We start from the raw sequence: 18,396 nt of genomic DNA on the forward strand, positions 1-18,396 counted from the left end.
ACTACATCCTTGTAGTTGACCCTTCGGGCCGCACTAAAGTGCGTTAAATTTTGTTCCAGACAAAATTTTGCTTGGCGACCATAGCGATTTGGACCCACCTGATTCCATGCCGAACTCAGAAGTGAAACGAATTAGCGCCGATGGTAGTGTGGGGCTTCCCCATGTGAGAGTAGGACATCGCCAGGCTTTAATTTCCATTAGCGAGATGCAAGTCTTGTTAATCTGAACATAGCGGAGCGGTAGTTCAGCTGGTTAGAATACCGGCCTGTCACGCCGGGGGTCGCGGGTTCGAATCCCGTCCGTTCCGCCACTTATTTGAAAAAGCCTCAGTCGAAAGACTGAGGCTTTTTTGCATTTGATGTTTTTATCGACTGGTTAATGGTGGCATTGCCGTGGGACGAATCCCGGTTGCCCGCAACCCCGGCCGTTCCGCCACTATTTGAAAAAGCCTCAGTCAAAAGACTGAGGCTTTTTTGCATTTGATGTTTTTTATCGACTGGTCAATGGCTGGCATTGCCGTGGACGAATCCCGGTTGTCCGCAACCCCGGCCGTTCCGCCACTATTTGAAAAAGCCTCAGTCGAAAGACTGAGGCTTTTTTGCGTTTGATGTTTTTTATCGACTGGTTAATGGTGGCCTTGCCGTGGGACGAATCCCGGTTGCCCGCAACCCCGGCCGTTCCGCCACTTATTTGAAGAAGCCTTAGTCGAACGAATGAGGCTTTTTTTGTTTATTGTGATTTTAGCTAATAGTGATCAATGTTAAATTGTTGTGATTAAACCTTAGCTCACCTTTTATTAGCGGAATGCCGATGCTAATTTATACCAATCGTGGAGATTGGTATTATCTGCTGAATGTTTAGCATCTAGCTATGGAGCTCATTGAATGAGATTGCCTTTATTATTGTTCCTTTTATTCTGTTCTGTGATGAATGCAGGCTATGCTGAAACCGCATCTACTGACGTGAAATCAAATAATGAGTCTTTGGTTGATGAGAGAGTGCAGGATGAGAAGAAGGTTCAGGATAACCCTTTTGTTATCATGCCACATAAGGCTAACTATATACTTCCTATAACTTATAACTCCAATCCAAATAACAAACCTTTTCGTGAAGATGATGAAAACGCAGATGATTTAAAAAAGTACGAAGCTAAATTTCAGATTTCATTTAAGATGCCTTTGGCTCTTGACCTCGTAGGTGATGGGGATCTTTATTTCGCTTATACAAATCAATCATGGTGGCAAGTATATAATCAAGATGATTCTGCTCCTTTTCGTGAAACAGTTCATGAACCTGAAGTTTTTATGCTTTTCGATAATGACTGGAAAATTGGTGGTTTCACCAATTCATATTGGGCCTTAGGTGCAAACCATCAGTCAAATGGTCGTTCTGGTACACTATCGAGAAGTTGGAATCGTTTATACGGTTCTATGGTGTTTGATAAAGGTGATTTTGCCTTGAGTGCTACAGCGTGGTGGAGAATACCGGAAAGCCGGAAGGACAGCCCTACTGATGCTACGGGGGATGATAATCCAGACATCACTCATTATATGGGACACTTTGAACTAGTTGGTTTATATGGGGTTGGTCAGCAGCGTTATACGTTTTTAGTCCGTAATAATCTCAAGCAGGATAACAAAGGGGCTTTACAACTGACATGGAGTTATCCAATTCATCGTAATTTGAGAGCTTATGTTCAATATTTTAATGGCTACGGTGAAAGTTTGGTTGATTATAATGTTCACACGCAACGTATTGGTATTGGTATTGCACTGAATGATCTGTTGTAGTTCAGTCCGTTGTTTATCTAAAAGAAAGCCTCCTAATTAGGAGGCTTTCTTATGCGGGATGTGTTGTTGATGATCTTTGATTCCAACAACACTAATTGCCAGATCACTCTTGTTGTTCTTCCATTTTCTTCTCGGCAATTTTTGCTTTCTCGATCATTGGAGTAATGGTTGATCCTTGAATTAGAATAGAGAAAACAACAACGGCATACGTCATCACTAGAATCAGCTCTTTGACATCTATTAATTTATCGGGGATAACCATGATGCCCGACGGGATAGAAAGCGCCATTGCTAAGGCTAAACCACCACGCAATCCTCCCCAAGTCAAAATACGGATAGACCACGGGTTATAGGTCCGGTAACGTTTAAAGCCAATGTAGGGGATGGCAACACTGACATAGCGACCTAGTAATACTAAAGGAACTGCTATTGACATGACGATCCAGTCTTCTTCATGAAATTTGAATAGGAGCATAGACATACCAATCAACAGAAATAATACACCATTTAAGAATTCATCTACTAATTCCCAGAAGTGATCTAAGTGTTCTTCACTCTCTTTAGAAAAACCAATAAAACGCGTCCAGTTACCGATCATAATTCCAGATACGACCATCGCTAGCGGGCCAGATACATGGATAATATCGGCAAAGACAAAGCCAGCAGTTGGAACGCCTATTGTCAGCAACAACTCCATTGAGTGGTCATCAGTGGCGCAAATCAAATAATGGAAAATGAGACCGAGCACTAAACCGTAAAGGATGCCGCCTAAGGCTTCATGTGCGAATAACTCAGCTACACTGCCAATAGTCGGTGCTTGGTGTCCAAAGGCTATAGTAAAAATAGTAACGAAAATAACTAGGCCAAAACCATCGTTAAATAAAGACTCGCCTTCAATTTGTGTAGATATACGTTTGGGAGCATTGAGTTTTTTGACTATGGCTAGTACTGCAATCGGGTCGGTTGGCGAAATAAGAGCTCCAAAAAGTAGACAATGTATTAACTGGAGGTCTATACCGATAAAGTGGCATACACCATAAAGCCCATAGCCGATAAAAAAGGTTGAGAAAAGTGTAGAGCCTAGGGCGAGAACGGTAATTTCCCACTTTTGATCTTTTAGGTTAGGAAGTTTGATGCCTAAACCGCCAGCGAATAGCAGAAATCCCAATATACCTTTGAGCAAAAAGTCTTCAAAGTTAATACTAGTCATGGTTGTGCGAGCGATTTTAGTTAATTGAAACCAATCATTTTGACCTGCAACTAAGATGAGCAGCGAAAGCAACATTGAGCCTGCGGTAATCGCAATAGTTGTTTGCATTTTACCTATCTTGCTATTAAAGAAGGCAATTAGCATCGCAGCAGCAGAAAGAAAACAGAGTGTGTAATAGACTGACATTTTCTTCTCTTTGATGTAACAAATTATGAGCGGAAATTGTCTGACGATGATGAGTAAATAGCAAACATTTTTTGTTGCTCATTTAATCAATTAAAAACCTTTGGTTTTATAATGTTTCTTTGTTTGGACGTCTAGATTTCTAGATGGTCTGTGGTAGGATAATTGGTAATCATAAGGAATGAGGCTGAATAGTGAGTAGTTATAACAGACAACAGATAGAAGAACGGTTAAAACAAAGCATACTGCTTATTGATGGCGGTATGGGAACCATGATTCAAGGGTATAAGCTACAAGAGCAAGATTATCGTGGAGACCGTTTTGCTCAATGGCATTGTGACCTCAAGGGTAATAATGACTTACTCGTTTTAACTCAGCCTCAGTTAATTAAAGATATCCATTCTGCTTACCTAGAGGCTGGGGCGGATATTCTTGAAACAAACACTTTTAACGCCACTACGATTGCGATGGCGGATTATGATATGCAGTCGATCAGTGAAGAGATTAACTACGCTGCAGCTAAATTGGCAAGGGAAGTGGCTGATGAATGGACGGAAAAAACACCAGACAAGCCTCGTTATGTTGCTGGCGTTTTAGGTCCAACTAACCGCACTTGTTCAATATCACCAGATGTTAATGACCCTGGATATCGCAATGTTCATTTCGATGAACTTGTGCAAGCTTATTCCGAGTCAACTCGAGCACTTATTCAAGGTGGATGTGACATCATTTTGATTGAAACCATCTTTGATACATTGAACGCCAAAGCGTGTGCTTTTGCTGTTGAGACTGTATTTGAAGAACTCGATATCACATTACCTATTATGATCTCTGGGACTATCACAGATGCGTCAGGTCGGACTCTGTCGGGGCAAACGACGGAAGCATTTTACAATTCCATGCGTCATGTTGACCCCATCTCATTCGGTTTAAACTGTGCGCTTGGGCCGGACGAGCTGCGCCAATATGTTTCTGAAATGGCGCGTATTTCTGACTGCTTTGTTTCGGCTCATCCAAACGCCGGTCTGCCAAATGCGTTTGGTGAATACGATTTATCGCCAGAAGATATGGCTGAACATATATCTGAATGGGCTAATTCCGGCTTTCTAAATCTTGTTGGTGGCTGCTGTGGTACTACACCTGAGCATATCCGAGCTATGGCAAAAGTGGTGGAAGGAGTCGCTCCTCGTGTTATTCCAGAGATCAATCGTGAATGCCGTTTATCAGGTCTTGAACCACTTAATATTGCTAAAGAAACCTTATTTATTAACGTTGGTGAACGAACTAACGTGACTGGTTCTGCTCGCTTTAAACGTCTGATAAAAGAAGAGCTATACGATGAAGCTTTAGAGGTGGCACGTCAACAAGTTGAAAACGGTGCTCAAATCATCGATATCAATATGGATGAAGGCATGCTTGATGCTCAGGCATGCATGGTACGCTTTCTCAACCTTTGTGCATCGGAGCCTGAAATTTCGAAAGTGCCTATTATGGTCGACTCATCGAAATGGGAGGTCATTGAAGCGGGTTTAAAATGCATTCAAGGTAAGGGGGTTGTTAACTCTATCTCTTTGAAAGAAGGGAAAGAGAAGTTTGTTGAACACGCCAAACTGGTACGTCGCTACGGTGCTGCCGTCATTGTCATGGCATTTGATGAAGTAGGACAAGCGGATACTCGCGAACGTAAACTGCAAATTTGTACCAGAGCTTACCGCATTTTGGTCGATGAAGTGGGTTTCCCTCCTGAAGATATTATCTTTGACCCCAATATTTTCGCTGTCGCGACAGGGATTGATGAGCACAATAACTACGCTCTTGATTTTATTAACGCAGTTGCTGATATAAAACGGGATTTACCTTATGCCATGATTTCTGGTGGGGTGTCTAACGTCTCATTCTCTTTCCGTGGTAATAACTATGTACGTGAAGCGATTCATGCGGTGTTCTTGTATCACTGTTTTAAGAACGGCATGGATATGGGAATTGTAAACGCAGGACAGCTTGAAATTTACGATAACGTTCCGGTTAAATTACGCGATGCTGTAGAAGATGTGATTTTGAATCGGCGTGATGATGCAACAGAACGTTTATTGGAAATTGCCGAGCAGTATCGTGAAAATGCGGTAGGTAAAGAAGAAGACACGTCCGCTTTAGAGTGGCGTACATGGCCTGTTGAAAAGCGTCTAGAACACGCGTTGGTGAAAGGCATTACAGAGTTTATTGTTGAAGATACAGAAGAAGCTCGGGTCAATGCGGCTAAACCAATAGAGGTTATTGAAGGCCCACTAATGGACGGTATGAATGTGGTGGGTGACTTATTTGGGGAAGGGAAAATGTTTCTTCCTCAAGTAGTGAAATCTGCACGAGTTATGAAGCAAGCCGTCGCTCACCTAGAACCATTTATCAATGCCCTCAAGCAATCAGGCTCATCAAACGGTAAAATTTTGATGGCTACTGTAAAAGGTGATGTTCACGATATTGGTAAGAATATTGTGGGAGTCGTATTGCAATGTAATAACTTTGAGATCATTGACTTAGGTGTGATGGTTCCTTGTGAGCAGATATTAAAAGTTGCTAAAGAACAAAATGTAGACATTATTGGTTTGTCTGGTTTGATTACACCATCATTAGACGAAATGGTACATGTTGCGAAAGAGATGGAACGCCTCGGTTTTGATATTCCTCTAATGATCGGCGGTGCGACAACATCGAAAGCACACACCGCAGTGAAAATTGAACAGAACTACCATCAACCGGTGGTCTATGTGAATAATGCCTCTCGCGCGGTTGGTGTTTGTACCGCGTTGTTATCAGATGAACAACGTCCTAGTTTTATAGAAAAACTCAATACGGATTATGAACGTACACGTGATCAGCATGCTCGCAAAACGCCTAAAACACGCCCTGTTACATTGGCAGAAGCCCGTGCGAATAAAGTTGATATCGATTGGAAAAACTACACGCCGCCAGTTCCGCTTAAAACTGGAATCCATGTATTTGACAATATGGATGTTGCCACCTTGCGTCAGTACATTGACTGGACCCCATTTTTTATGACGTGGTCCTTGATGGGGAAATATCCTGCGATTCTAGATCATGAGGAGGTTGGTGAAGAAGCTAAACGTTTATTTCATGATGCTAATGAATGGCTTGATCGTATTGAAAGTGAAGGATTGCTGAAAGCCTCAGGGATTTGTGGATTATTTCCAGCAGCCAGTGTAGGTGATGATATCGAAGTTTATAACGATAAAGAGCGTGGTGATGTCTGCCATATTCTCCATCATTTACGCCAACAAACACTTAAACCTAAAGGACCTAATTACTGTTTATCTGATTACATTGCGCCGAAGGAGAGTGGTAAAGCGGATTGGATTGGTGCTTTTGCCGTTACTGGTGGAATTAATGAACGTGAACTTGCCGATCAGTTGAAAGCACAAGGCGATGACTATAATGCGATTATGGTACAAGCGGTCGCAGATCGTTTAGCGGAAGCGTTCGCGGAATATTTACATCAAGTGATACGTAAAGAAATCTGGGGCTATGCTGCTAACGAAAGCTTATCGAATGATGAGCTGATTCGTGAAAAATACCAAGGGATTCGTCCTGCTCCTGGTTATGCTGCTTGCCCGGAACACACTGAAAAAGGGGCGATTTGGGAACTACTTAAGGTTGAAGAGACGATCGGTATGCAATTAACTTCGAGTTATGCCATGTATCCAGGGGCATCAGTATCTGGTTGGTACTTTTCTCATCCAGAGTCCCGCTATTTTGCAGTGGCACAGATTCAAGAAGATCAGTTGGAAGACTACGCTGAGCGCAAAGGTTGGGATCGTATTGAGGCTGAAAAGTGGTTGGGTCCTAATATCAATGGTTAATCCGATTCATCGATAACTGGGCAAGAAAAGGGCCATCAAATGATGGCCCTTATTACTTCTCGTTCGCCAGTAGGCTTTTTATTATTTTTCGAACAGCTCACCATGGAGATGCTGAATCACTTCTTTAGCTGATGATGAATCAACTAAGAAACAAAGATTATGGTCGCTGGCACCATAGCAAATCATACGCAAATTAAAATCATCAAGTACACCAAACACTTGCTTCGCGTAGCCACGGTTTTCCATTTGGTTACCTATTAAAGCCACCAAACTTAAATCGTGTTCTACTTTTACGGTACACAGATCTTGTAACTCGTCTTTCACTGCTTGTGGTAGTTCTGGAGCTCCGCCGGAAGTATCAGTCTTATCCAGAGTTAGCGATACACTAATTTCTGAAGTTGTAATTAAATCGACAGATATTTTATGTTTAGCAAGTATTTCAAATACCTTAGATAAGAAGCCACATGCTTGGAACATCTTTGCACTATGTAATGTCACCATAGTTTGATTATTACGTAGTGCAAGAGCTCGAAATGGTGGAGCGCTTTCTACTTCTTGGCGTATCCACGTGCCGCCACGTTCAGGTTCTTTTGAAGATCCTACAAATACGGGAATACCATCACGTAATGCTGGTAGTAACGTTGATGGATGAAGAATTTTGGCGCCGAAATTTGCCATTTCGGACGCTTCGTTAAAGCTGATTTCAGGAATTGGTTGGGCATTTGGTGCAATGCGAGGATCGGTACTGTAAATGCCAGGGACGTCAGTCCAGATCTCTAAACCGGATGCTTGAACCGCTTCTGCGATCAATGCTGCAGAATAGTCGCTGCCTCCACGACCTAGTGTCGTGGTGTTGCCATCTTCGTCGGAGCCGATAAAGCCTTGAGTCACCACAACATGGTTTTGACAAAGAGGAACAAGAAGCTCTTTGGCTAGAGAGTCAATTTCAACAAGTTGAGGTTCTGCTTTACCAAAGTTGTCATCGGTACGTAGTACTTCGCGAATATCAAAACGGACAGCATTAATACCACGCTCGACCATAACTTGAGTCAAGATGTAAGTCGACATCAACTCACCGCAAGCCACTAAATGGTCGGTCAGTTTATGGCTAGATTGATATGATGCAGCTTCTGAAGCACTGGTCACGATGTCTAAAATAGCATGAACCTGTTTTTCAACTTGAGTGGGTTCGCTTAATTGGTCAATGATTGCATGGTGTATATCTGCAATTTGATTAATGAGCGCAGCTCGGACATCAGCGTCTGCTACACCGTTAGCCAGTTCAACCAATAAATTGGTTACACCTGAACAGGCACTACTCACAACCAATTTGGTATTTTGATTGTTTTCGATAATAGCAGCACAGCGACTCATTGCGATAAAGTCTGCTACGCTAGTTCCGCCAAATTTCGCTACATTAAATGCGCTCACGATGTATTCTCCCGATACGTCCTAAAATAAAATGGGTTGTAAGAACAACCTTATGTCCTAATAATATGAAGAGAGAGACGTAGAGCCAAAAAGAGGTGTTAACTAAGAAAGGTTAAGAAGACCTCAGAAGCTCTTCATCAGACGGAGCTGATGACAGTTGAAGGGATTCAGCCCGTTCACCCGACAAGTCATTACCACATTATGACTTATCTCGGCACTACTCCCCCTCAGTGAATTGTATCGGAATTGTGGTTCCACAAAACACCTACCTGGGTAGTGCTCCTCTTCTGCTTGATAGCCTATTCATTGAACGTGTTTGTGTGATTAATGTCAATCGTAAATTGCATGATTATGCCAGTTAACTGCAATTTTTATGATGACTCATCCTTTCTGACTAATCGTTAGTGGCATTGAATGCTTTTCCATCTACTCTAAGCTTAGCAATTTGTTTGTCAGCAAGGAGGCGTTATGGCCATTACCAGTTTTTTACCACCACGACGTATTTTGATGGGCCCTGGTCCTTCAGATATTTCCCCTCAAGTATTACAAGCACTTAGTAGACCAACAGTGGGGCATCTGGATCCGTTATTTATTACTATGATGGATGAAGTGAAGTCTTTGCTGCAATATGCATTTCAAACTAAAAACAGTTTTACCATTGCCTTGTCTGCACCTGGTAGTGCGGGGATGGAAGCGTGCTTTGTAAATTTAGTCGAGCCAGGCGATAAAGTGATTGTGTGTCGCAATGGTGTTTTTGGCGAACGAATGCGTGAGAACGTGCTCCGTTGTGGAGGTGAGGTCGTTGTCGTAGATGATGAATGGGGCGCTCCTGTTTCTGTCGATAAAGTCGAGCAAACCCTTAAAGCTCATCCGGATGCAAAAGCGTTAGCATTTGTTCATGCAGAGACCTCGACAGGGGCTCTTAGTGATGCCCAAGCTTTAGGTGCTTTGGCTAAACGTTTCGGTATGCTCAGTATTGTTGATGCGGTGACCTCTCTTGGCGGTGTGCCACTGCTGGTGGATGAATGGCAGCTTGATGCGGTCTATTCTGGTAGTCAAAAATGCCTTTCTTGTGTTCCAGGGTTGTCACCTCTGACATTCTCAGATGCTGCAATTGCGAAAATTAGTTCACGTAAGACTCCGATACAAAGTTGGTTTTTGGACCAAACACTGGTTCTAGCTTATTGGAGTGGTGAAGGGCGGCGTAGCTATCATCATACAGCGCCAGTGAACAGTTTATACGCATTACATGAGTCGCTGTTAATGTTACAGCAGGAAGGGTTAGAAAATGCTTGGAAACGTCATCAAACCATGCATCAAAAGTTAAAAGTGGGGTTAGAAAATTTAGGCTTTGAATTTGTGGTTGATGAGGCATATCGTTTGCCGCAGTTGAATGCGGTTTACTTACCTCAAGGGGTAAATGACGGTGCAGTAAGGCAGCACTTGCTTAAGACTTATAACCTTGAGATTGGTGCAGGATTAGGTGGATTGGCAGGGAAGGCATGGCGTATTGGTTTGATGGGGTACGCCGCTAGGGAAGAAAATGTGGCTCTATGTTTAAGTGCATTAGAGGATTCTCTAAACACGAGTAAGTAATCTTTAGAGATAAGGCCTGAGTTTTCAGGCCTTACTTCTTTATGTGATTAAGGTGTTTTTGAAGCAACGGATGAGGCGGCTGACTTTGTCGCTGGATCGACATATTGCACGGAATCCAACTCTAATGCCATTCCTGGGAATAAGAACTTAGCCTCACTACGAATCTGTTCTGCGCGGCTAGCTTCCCCAATGCTTTGATAAGCAATAATCAAATTTTTGTAGAATTCAGGTCTTGGTTTCCGTTTGATGATCTCTAATGTCCAATCAATAAAAGGTTGAATATACTTCGGCTCGTGTTGTTTTAATCCCATACCTAAATAAGTGCTGTATACGTCCCAATCGTAACGGTCTTGCCATACATACAAGTTAGTTACCTTACTTAGCAAGGAGATGTCATGCGGGGGTAAACGCTCAAACCGTAGTAAAACATAGTTAGTTTGTAATGCGCTGCCCATAAAGGTTATTGTGAGTAATGGTATGAGTAGCGAGAATATTCTTAACCCGGCTTTTATCCATTGGTGGAATGGCCAATAGCTATACTTTGCTGAACGTTGATCAATCCAGTACAGCAGAATTAAAAAAGTGATCCAATGAGCAGCTGAATGGTAAAAAGGATACTCAAGTTGGGTGTGCAAACTAATCGGTACAATCAGAGCGAACAGAGCTAAGCGCGTATCTTTTTTTGTGTGATATAGCCTTAAAAGCACAAACCCTACAGCAATGAAAATACCAACGATAGGTAGCAAACCACCCTCAACAGCCCAGTAAAGTAGCTCATTATGAGGATGATCCATTGAGGGTAATCCGGGGTGATAATTAGCATTGAGTTGGTGCTGACGAGCTGTGTATAACAAATATTCAGATTCGAATTTACCATAGCCATAACCAGTAAATGGTTTTTCAATCACCATGTCGAGGGTTTGGGGAAACGTATAGCGACGAGGGCTTTGAAGATCGGCTTTATTAACCACAAATCCGGCATTTCCTTGAATCTGGACGGCTGATATACCAGATGATACCCCAAGGATAATAATGGCTACCCAGCTAATAAATCGGCGGCGCGGAGCGTACTTATAGAGATAAGGTGTTAACAGTAGGGATGTAAGCACTAAGGCTAGCCAACCTGTACGTGATGCTAATACCACTAAGAGCAAGGTTGATACAAACGTGGCAATATAAAGTAACGATATTTCAATGATCCGGCGATTATATTTTTGCGGTTGGCGTGCAAGCATATATCCAGCGAGAACAAACCCAGTAGCCATGAAGCTCGCCATGACGTTAGGTTGTTGAAAAATACCATAAGGGCGCAAAAACCTTAGTGTGCCATCGGTTCTCTCGGGAGCAATAAAATATTGATAAAGGCCAAAGATAGCCTCTATCAACGTTGCGAGAATAATGAGCCATAGTAAACGTTGACGTTCTTTATTGCTGAACTGAAATTGTTGCAGTAATAGAAAAAAGCCCCAGCCGCTCCAAAGTCCTATCAGTCGTAAAGCACTCTCTTCTAAAGACGCATTGCGGTAAAGCACCGGAATTGTCATAAGGATGCAAGCAATCAATAGGCCAACAGTGAGTTTGGAGTAGCGGAGTTTTAAATTATTACCCAACTGATACAACCCAATTCCCGCGGCAATGCTGACGGCTATCCAAGTTGTACTATTAAAAGAGAGTGCAAGTCCAGAACCGCCAGGGTTAGACATAAAAAAATGCATCGCGTAAACATAGAGTAATGCGATTGCGTAAATAAAGGCTTTATTGAGCGGAACCACTGGGGCTCTTGGTTCCAATTTAGTACCGCTTAAGAGTAATATCGCCATAATTTTCTCATAGACTTATAAAAAGAAACCAGCGTTCATGCTGGCTTCGATACTTTACCTTTTTGTCCTATTTCAACATAGGTTTAAGGAATCGAGCTGTGTGCGAACTTGCCACATCAACAATGTCTTCGGGTGTGCCTTCTGCAATGATTTCACCACCACCTTGTCCACCTTCAGGACCAAGATCGATAATCCAGTCTGCCGTTTTTATCACGTCTAAATTGTGTTCTATGACGACAATCGTATTTCCTTTATCGCGCAGTTGGTGAAGCACTGTAAGCAACTGCTGGATATCGTGGAAATGCAAACCAGTGGTTGGTTCATCGAGAATATACAGTGTTTTACCCGTATCTCGTTTAGACAATTCACGAGCCAATTTAACTCGTTGAGCTTCACCACCCGAAAGTGTAGTCGCTGCTTGACCTAAACGTATATAAGATAAACCAACATCCATCAATGTTTGCAATTTGCGAGCAATAGCCGGAACTGGTTCAAAAAATTCGCGAGATTCTTCGATGGTCATCTCAAGCACTTCGTGGATCGTTTTGCCTTTGTAGCGAACCTCTAAGGTTTCCCGGTTATAACGTTTCCCTTTACAAACATCGCATGGAACATACACATCGGGTAGAAAATGCATTTCCACTTTGATTACCCCATCGCCTTGGCAAGCTTCACAGCGCCCGCCACGGACGTTAAAACTAAATCGGCCAGGTTTGTAACCACGAGAACGAGATTCTTGAGTACCAGCAAAGAGTTCGCGGATTGGGGTAAAAATTCCAGTATAAGTGGCTGGGTTAGAGCGTGGAGTTCGACCAATTGGGCTTTGATCAATGTCGATTACTTTATCAAAATGCTCCAAGCCTTTTACTTTTTTGTATGGAGCTGGTGTTGAGGTGGTTGCTCCATTGAGTGCTGTGTGCGCAATTTTAAAGAAGGTATCATTTATTAAGGTTGATTTCCCTGAGCCGGACACACCAGTTACGCACGTAAATAGACCTACCGGAATGGATAAATCGACATTCTTTAAGTTATTGCCCGTTGCTCCCAGCACCTCAACAACTTTCTTGGCATTTTTTGCAACGCGTTGAGTCGGAACTGCTATTGATTTTGCGCCACTGAGGTATTGTCCTGTAAGAGAGTTTGGATTAGCAATGATCTCATCCACTTTACCCTCTGCGACAACTTGACCGCCATGAACACCAGCACCTGGACCAATATCAATTACATGATCAGCTGTACGAATAGCATCTTCATCATGCTCAACGACTAAAACAGTATTACCTAGATCTCGCAGATGAATTAAAGTTTTTAATAAGCGCTCATTGTCGCGTTGATGTAAGCCGATAGAAGGTTCATCAAGTACATACATCACACCAACAAGACCTGCACCAATTTGACTTGCTAAGCGAATACGCTGAGCTTCTCCACCAGATAAAGTATCGGCACTGCGTGATAAGTTAAGGTAGTTCAACCCCACATTGACTAGAAAATGTAAGCGATCTTTGATCTCTTTCATTACTTTCTCTGCAATTTGGGCTTTTTGACCTTTTAGCTCTAAGGTGTCAAAAAAGCCCAGCGCATCAGAAATACTCAACTCAACGATTTCGGGTAAGGCTGTATCATGAATAAAGACATTGCGAGCCTCTTCCCTTAAGCGAGTACCATGACAGTTTGCACAAGATTTATTGGATATATATTTGCTCAGTTCCTCGCGTACCGAGCTGGATTCTGTTTCACGATAGCGACGTTCTAGAGTATTCAAAATGCCTTCAAAAGGATGGCGTTTGATACGGATGTCACCACGATCGTTTACATACTTAAATTCAATTTCGGTATGGCCAGAACCATGTAATATGGTGTCTTGAATCTTCTTTGGTAGCTCATCAAACGGCGTAGTTAATTTGAACTTATAGTGTTCAGAGAGAGAAACCAGAATCTGAAAATAATAGAAATTACGCTTATCCCAACCCACGATAGCGCCATCGGCGAGGCTTAAGTTTGGATTTTGAATCACGCGTTCAGCATCAAAATATTGCTGTACGCCTAAACCGTCACAAGTTGGACATGCCCCTGCAGGGTTATTAAAAGAAAAGAGTCTAGGTTCTAACTCTCGCATGCTGTAACCACAGTGAGGACAAGCAAAGTTAGCAGAAAAGACGTGCTCTTCACCATCTCCATCCATTGGTGCAACAACAACGACACCACCAGAAAGTTCTAGTGCAGTTTCAAACGATTCCGCGAGGCGTTGTTGTAAATCTGCCCGTACTTTAAAACGGTCAACAACCACTTCAATGGTGTGTTTCTTTTGTAGTTCTAGAGCTGGTGGATCGGATAAATCACAGGTTTCTCCGTCGATACGAGCGCGGATAAAACCTTGTGCTGCTAGGTTTTGCAAAGTCTTAACGTGTTCCCCTTTACGCTCTTTGATGATTGGCGCAAGGAGCATCATTTTCGAACCTTCAGGAAGTGCTAAAACTTGGTCTACCATTTGGCTTACTGTTTGAGCGCTTAGAGGAACGCCATGTTCGGGACAGCGAGGTTCGCCGATGCGCGCGTAGAGCAAGCGCAGATAGTCATAGACTTCGGTAATCGTACCCACGGTAGAACGTGGGTTATGCGAAGTTGATTTCTGCTCGATAGAGATCGCAGGAGAGAGACCTTCAATATGGTCTACGTCAGGCTTTTCCATTAATGATAGAAACTGGCGCGCATAAGCAGACAGTGATTCAACGTAACGACGCTGTCCTTCAGCGTAGAGCGTATCAAATGCAAGAGAAGACTTTCCTGAACCAGAAAGTCCGGTGATCACAACCAATTTGTCTCTTGGAATTGTGATATTGATATTTTTTAAGTTATGGGTGCGAGCGCCGCGTACTTCGATTTTGTCCATCTGTCTGCTCTACATAAAATACCGAGGTGACAAGTATTACATAGAGTGAGAATTGTGCAAAGAAGTACTGGATAAAAAAACAGTTAGAAACGCTCGTTCCTAACTGTTTGATTTGGGATTCAACGCAAAAAGTGTATTAACCTTTTTTGGTTGAATGCTTATCTAAGGCCACTTTCTTTTCATTTTTCTTGTAGAGGTTTTCATAGCAGTAGTTAGTTGCTTCGATATAGCCTTCTACGCTACCACAGTCAAAACGGTGACCTTTGAATTTATACGCCAGTACACAGCCAGATTTGGCTTGCTTTAACAGTGCATCAGTAATTTGAATTTCGCCGCCTTTTCCTGGTTCAGTTTTTTCAATGAGATCAAAAATATCTGGAGTCAAAATATAACGACCAATGATTGCTAAGTTGCTTGGTGCTTTGCCAGGTTCAGGTTTCTCTACCATGTCATCTACACGGTAAATATCGTCTTTGATCATTTCACCAGAGATTACACCGTACTTGTGCGTTTCATCTGCAGGAACTTCCTGAACCGCGACAATTGAACAGCGGAACTGGTTATAAAGCGCGACCATTTGCGCCAATACGCCTTTGTCTTCATTGACACATAAGTCATCAGCAAGAACCACAGCAAAGGCCTCATCACCAACCAGTTCACGACCGGTTAGAATGGCATGGCCTAAGCCCTTCATTTCTCTTTGACGAATAAACGTGAATGTCGCGCTGTCCATAATGCTACGGATGTCGCCTAACAGCTCTTCTTTGTTGGTGCCTTTGATTTGATGCTCCAACTCATAGTTCATATCAAAATGATCCATGATGGAGTGTTTGCCGCGTCCAGTCACGATACACATGCCGTTCATGCCTGCTTGAATGGCTTCTTCAACACCGTACTCTATGAGTGGTTTATTGACGACTGGCATCATCTCTTTTGGCATGGATTTGGTTGCTGGCAAAAAACGCGTGCCGTAGCCAGCTGCAGGGAAAAGGCACTTTTTAATCATAACAATGACCTATTTAAAATCGAAAGTTCGAATGCTTGTGGGCACTTTAACACGGGCGTACGTTCTGTATCAGTAGATTTGCCAGATCTTAAGATAAAAATGTGCTGCAAAACGCACTACAACCTTAGGGTTTGCTTTGCCCATTCTATGGCTTCGACCCTATTTTTCACGTTAAGTTTTTTATAAATATTGTAGAGATGTGATTTCACCGTCAATTCACTGATGAAGAGTGTATCCGCAAGTTCAGTATTGGAGCTCGCAGAACAAAGGTTACGTAATATCTCGGTTTCTCGTTGACTCAGCATGGGAAAAGGGTGGGGTATTTCTTGATGAAGCTTTGCTTGCCAATAATTGATCAACTGTTCACTAACATGCTCTGGAAATCGAATTCGACCATTAATAATATCCGCTAGACTGACCGCCATCTCAGCAGTAGGCATTCCTTGATAAAAAACGCCACGTAGACGACCAAACCCTAGCAATTCATGTGTCGTTAGCCGTTTAGGTACATCGAATAGAACAACCTCAAAACGTTGTTCAGTAATTTGAATTGGAGAGAGTGCCTGACGTAAAGCTTGATGCTCACCGTAACTCAACAGCAAGATTTTATGCTTATATTCTTGATAGTGAAGAGAGATTTCTTCAGGGGTGACAATTGGAACATTAACACATAGAAGTTTTAGTGCATCAAGCATTTCTTGATTCACCTTTTGCGTGTTCAACGTTATCAAGTACAAGGTTCTTGCGTATTGATTTTTTGCCATCGTCTTTTCTCTCAATTGCTCATCTGATGGCACGTTTTTACAAAGATAATACCTGTGTTGACGATACAAATTTGAGAAATTTGCGTTCAACTTCTTAGCTTTTGTCTAAGGTTGAGTAAGAGGAAAAACAAAAATAAGAGACCGCCCGCAAAATCAAGATGAATGACATGAACTTTGATTTTTAGCACAGTACCAATAGAGTCGTGGCGGTAAGGGAAGATTGGTGAGAAGGATAAAGCATGTTATCCTTGCTGACTAATTTTAGAAACACTCACAGTGATAGACGGAGCAGAACATGGCAAGCCGTGGTGTGAACAAAGTAATTTTAATTGGCAACCTAGGTAACGATCCTGAAATTCGTTATATGCCAAATGGTGGTGCGGTAGCAAACATCACTATCGCAACCTCAGAGTCCTGGCGTGATAAAGCAACAGGTGAACAGCGTGAGAAAACTGAGTGGCACCGTGTTGCACTGTTTGGCAAACTTGCTGAAGTAGCGGGTGAGTATCTACGCAAAGGCTCTCAAGTATACATCGAAGGTCAATTACAGACTCGTAAATGGCAAGATCAAAGTGGTCAAGACCGATACACAACAGAAGTTGTCGTGCAAGGTTTTAATGGTGTAATGCAAATGCTAGGTGGTCGTCAAGGTGGCGCTCCGGCTGGTGGAATGCAGCAACAACAGCAAGGTGGTTGGGGTCAACCTCAGCAACCTGCGATGCAGCAGCAACCGCAGTACAATGCTCCTCAGCAGCCACAACAGCAGCAACAACAACAACCTTCTCAGTCAGCGCCTCAGTATAATGAGCCGCCAATGGACTTTGATGACGATATCCCGTTCTAAGACTTCTTTAGAATGCGAAGAGATCAAAAAAGCTCACACCTTGGTGTGAGCTTTTCTTTATCATCAACTTTAGTATTTACTATCGATGTATTTTTCAATGTACTGTTTTACCTTGGCACGCTCTTCACGTGTTTTAGACGAAATGTGAAACTCAATTTGGTTTACGGTTCGTAATCGGTTGATGTAGTACATTTCGACATTGATGTCGGTTAACTGGTTAATTTCTTGAATAGGTTTCAGTAAAGCGCGCTCTTTAAAGTGCTGCCAACAGTTTAACGACTCTTCAACGCCAAACTGCTTACGAAGTTTATCCACTTCAATAGTAAATGATTTTTTCACCTGCCAAGATTTGCACATTTCGTATAAACGAATGGAGTAGTAGCTGGTCAAAAAGGCAATGTTAATAAATTTGTATTGTGTATAAGGTGGTTCAACGTAATGCACAAGTGGTGTATACGAATCCGAAATACGAATGCGAGCTTCATTTTTTGAAGGAAAATCAACACTATCGATGATTGCTTCATTAATGCTGATCTGCTCACTTTCTACTTTAAACGGCGCTCCGACCATAGTGCTAAGTGCGTCTCGAATCCCTGAAAAATTATTCGATTGCAGAGTTAGCCCAATCGCTTGGCAATACTCTTTGATATTGATGTCGACGTAGGGTTGTTCTTTGTCAGCGAGGGAGGCAAAGCAATACTTTATGACCTTGTACTGGTTATATGAAATTTTGTATTCAGATGCTTGGATAAAGTCATTACTTTTCACCACAACTTTATTACGCATTTTATTAATATTGATTGATGGAGATTTTTTTATCGTCATAGTCTCACCATGCCACATATCGACTGTTCATTAAGGTCAAGATTTCTCTTTGAGAGAGAAATCCCACATCTAAATGATGCTTAAAAGAGACTAACCACTCTATTAACATAGAGAATTAAATGCTCTTTGGCTACCACTGAAAAATGAACAGTTAGCGAGTTA

At 42.4% G+C, this 18,396-nt stretch carries 11 protein-coding genes, 1 tRNA gene, 1 rRNA gene and 1 riboswitch; of the genes, 6 read left to right on the top strand and 7 right to left on the bottom strand.

Features of this window, described 5'->3' with window-relative positions; translation table 11 throughout:
• The first annotated feature begins 70 nt into the window (after window positions 1-70).
• From rrf to JCM16456_RS01680, 3 genes are all read left to right on the top strand, one after another.
• Window positions 71-186 (top strand): 5S ribosomal RNA (gene rrf / locus JCM16456_RS01670).
• 47 nt (window positions 187-233) lie between these two features.
• Window positions 234-310: transfer RNA gene (locus tag JCM16456_RS01675), tRNA-Asp, on the top strand.
• A gap of 574 nt (window positions 311-884) precedes the next feature.
• On the top strand, window positions 885-1,790 hold the full coding sequence (locus JCM16456_RS01680; RefSeq protein WP_068711798.1) for a phospholipase A: 906 nt from the start codon (window positions 885-887) through the stop codon (window positions 1,788-1,790).
• Window positions 1,791-1,893: 103 nt separating this feature from the next.
• On the opposite strand, the gene JCM16456_RS01685 is transcribed toward JCM16456_RS01680, so the two are convergent.
• Entirely contained in the window at window positions 1,894-3,186 is a 1,293-nt protein-coding gene (locus tag JCM16456_RS01685) for a cation:proton antiporter (RefSeq protein WP_068711799.1), read from the bottom strand.
• Window positions 3,187-3,377: 191 nt separating this feature from the next.
• On the opposite strand from JCM16456_RS01685, the gene metH reads away from it, so the two are divergent.
• A complete protein-coding gene (gene metH, locus JCM16456_RS01690; protein WP_068711801.1) occupies window positions 3,378-7,058 on the top strand; it encodes a methionine synthase in 3,681 nt (1,226 codons plus the stop codon).
• Window positions 7,059-7,139: 81 nt separating this feature from the next.
• Here metH and lysC read toward each other — a convergent pair whose 3' ends face one another.
• A complete protein-coding gene (lysC, locus tag JCM16456_RS01695) occupies window positions 7,140-8,489 on the bottom strand; it encodes a lysine-sensitive aspartokinase 3 (RefSeq protein ID WP_068711803.1) in 1,350 nt (449 codons plus the stop codon).
• A 119-nt stretch (window positions 8,490-8,608) separates the two neighbouring features.
• Window positions 8,609-8,784: riboswitch (Lysine riboswitch) on the bottom strand.
• Window positions 8,785-8,957: 173 nt separating this feature from the next.
• On the opposite strand from lysC, the gene JCM16456_RS01700 reads away from it, so the two are divergent.
• Window positions 8,958-10,085 (top strand): pyridoxal-phosphate-dependent aminotransferase family protein, encoded by a 1,128-nt coding sequence (locus tag JCM16456_RS01700; protein WP_068711805.1) that lies wholly within the window; start codon window positions 8,958-8,960, stop codon window positions 10,083-10,085.
• 47 nt (window positions 10,086-10,132) lie between these two features.
• Here the strand turns inward: JCM16456_RS01700 and JCM16456_RS01705 are convergent, their stop codons facing one another.
• From JCM16456_RS01705 to JCM16456_RS01720, 4 genes are all read right to left on the bottom strand, one after another.
• Entirely contained in the window at window positions 10,133-11,905 is a 1,773-nt protein-coding gene (locus JCM16456_RS01705) for a PglL family O-oligosaccharyltransferase (protein ID WP_068711807.1), read from the bottom strand.
• Window positions 11,906-11,972: 67 nt separating this feature from the next.
• Entirely contained in the window at window positions 11,973-14,795 is a 2,823-nt protein-coding gene (uvrA, locus tag JCM16456_RS01710) for an excinuclease ABC subunit UvrA (protein ID WP_068711809.1), read from the bottom strand.
• A 136-nt stretch (window positions 14,796-14,931) separates the two neighbouring features.
• Window positions 14,932-15,801 carry a UTP--glucose-1-phosphate uridylyltransferase GalU gene (gene galU, locus JCM16456_RS01715; RefSeq protein ID WP_068711811.1) on the bottom strand — a complete coding sequence of 290 codons (870 nt, stop codon included), beginning with the start codon at window positions 15,799-15,801 and terminating at the stop codon, window positions 14,932-14,934.
• 116 nt (window positions 15,802-15,917) lie between these two features.
• Window positions 15,918-16,565: a helix-turn-helix transcriptional regulator gene (locus tag JCM16456_RS01720; protein ID WP_068711813.1), complete on the bottom strand. Its 648-nt coding sequence runs from the start codon at window positions 16,563-16,565 to the stop codon at window positions 15,918-15,920.
• A 295-nt stretch (window positions 16,566-16,860) separates the two neighbouring features.
• Here JCM16456_RS01720 and JCM16456_RS01725 point away from each other — a divergent pair, with 295 nt between their 5' ends.
• Window positions 16,861-17,409: a single-stranded DNA-binding protein gene (locus JCM16456_RS01725; protein WP_068711815.1), complete on the top strand. Its 549-nt coding sequence runs from the start codon at window positions 16,861-16,863 to the stop codon at window positions 17,407-17,409.
• A gap of 69 nt (window positions 17,410-17,478) precedes the next feature.
• On the opposite strand, the gene JCM16456_RS01730 is transcribed toward JCM16456_RS01725, so the two are convergent.
• Complete coding sequence (locus JCM16456_RS01730) at window positions 17,479-18,234, bottom strand: replication initiation protein (protein ID WP_162266521.1); 756 nt, start codon at window positions 18,232-18,234, stop codon at window positions 17,479-17,481.
• Between the last annotated feature and the right edge of the window lie 162 nt (window positions 18,235-18,396).

The sequence above is a fragment of the Vibrio tritonius genome (genome assembly GCF_001547935.1).
In the GTDB taxonomy this organism is placed as follows: Bacteria; Pseudomonadota; Gammaproteobacteria; order Enterobacterales; family Vibrionaceae; genus Vibrio; species Vibrio tritonius.

Bases quoted from the DNA above. Each gene is read 5' to 3' on its own strand.
- JCM16456_RS01680 (WP_068711798.1), top strand. From the start codon at position 885: ATGAGATTGCCTTTATTATTGTTCCTTTTATTCTGTTCTGTGATGAAT.
- JCM16456_RS01720 (WP_068711813.1), bottom strand. From the start codon at position 16,565: ATGGCAAAAAATCAATACGCAAGAACCTTGTACTTGATAACGTTGAAC.
- galU (WP_068711811.1), bottom strand. From the start codon at position 15,801: ATGATTAAAAAGTGCCTTTTCCCTGCAGCTGGCTACGGCACGCGTTTT.
- JCM16456_RS01700 (WP_068711805.1), top strand. From the start codon at position 8,958: ATGGCCATTACCAGTTTTTTACCACCACGACGTATTTTGATGGGCCCT.
- uvrA (WP_068711809.1), bottom strand. From the start codon at position 14,795: ATGGACAAAATCGAAGTACGCGGCGCTCGCACCCATAACTTAAAAAAT.
- JCM16456_RS01725 (WP_068711815.1), top strand. From the start codon at position 16,861: ATGGCAAGCCGTGGTGTGAACAAAGTAATTTTAATTGGCAACCTAGGT.
- JCM16456_RS01730 (WP_162266521.1), bottom strand. From the start codon at position 18,234: ATGACGATAAAAAAATCTCCATCAATCAATATTAATAAAATGCGTAAT.
- JCM16456_RS01685 (WP_068711799.1), bottom strand. From the start codon at position 3,186: ATGTCAGTCTATTACACACTCTGTTTTCTTTCTGCTGCTGCGATGCTA.
- JCM16456_RS01705 (WP_068711807.1), bottom strand. From the start codon at position 11,905: ATGGCGATATTACTCTTAAGCGGTACTAAATTGGAACCAAGAGCCCCA.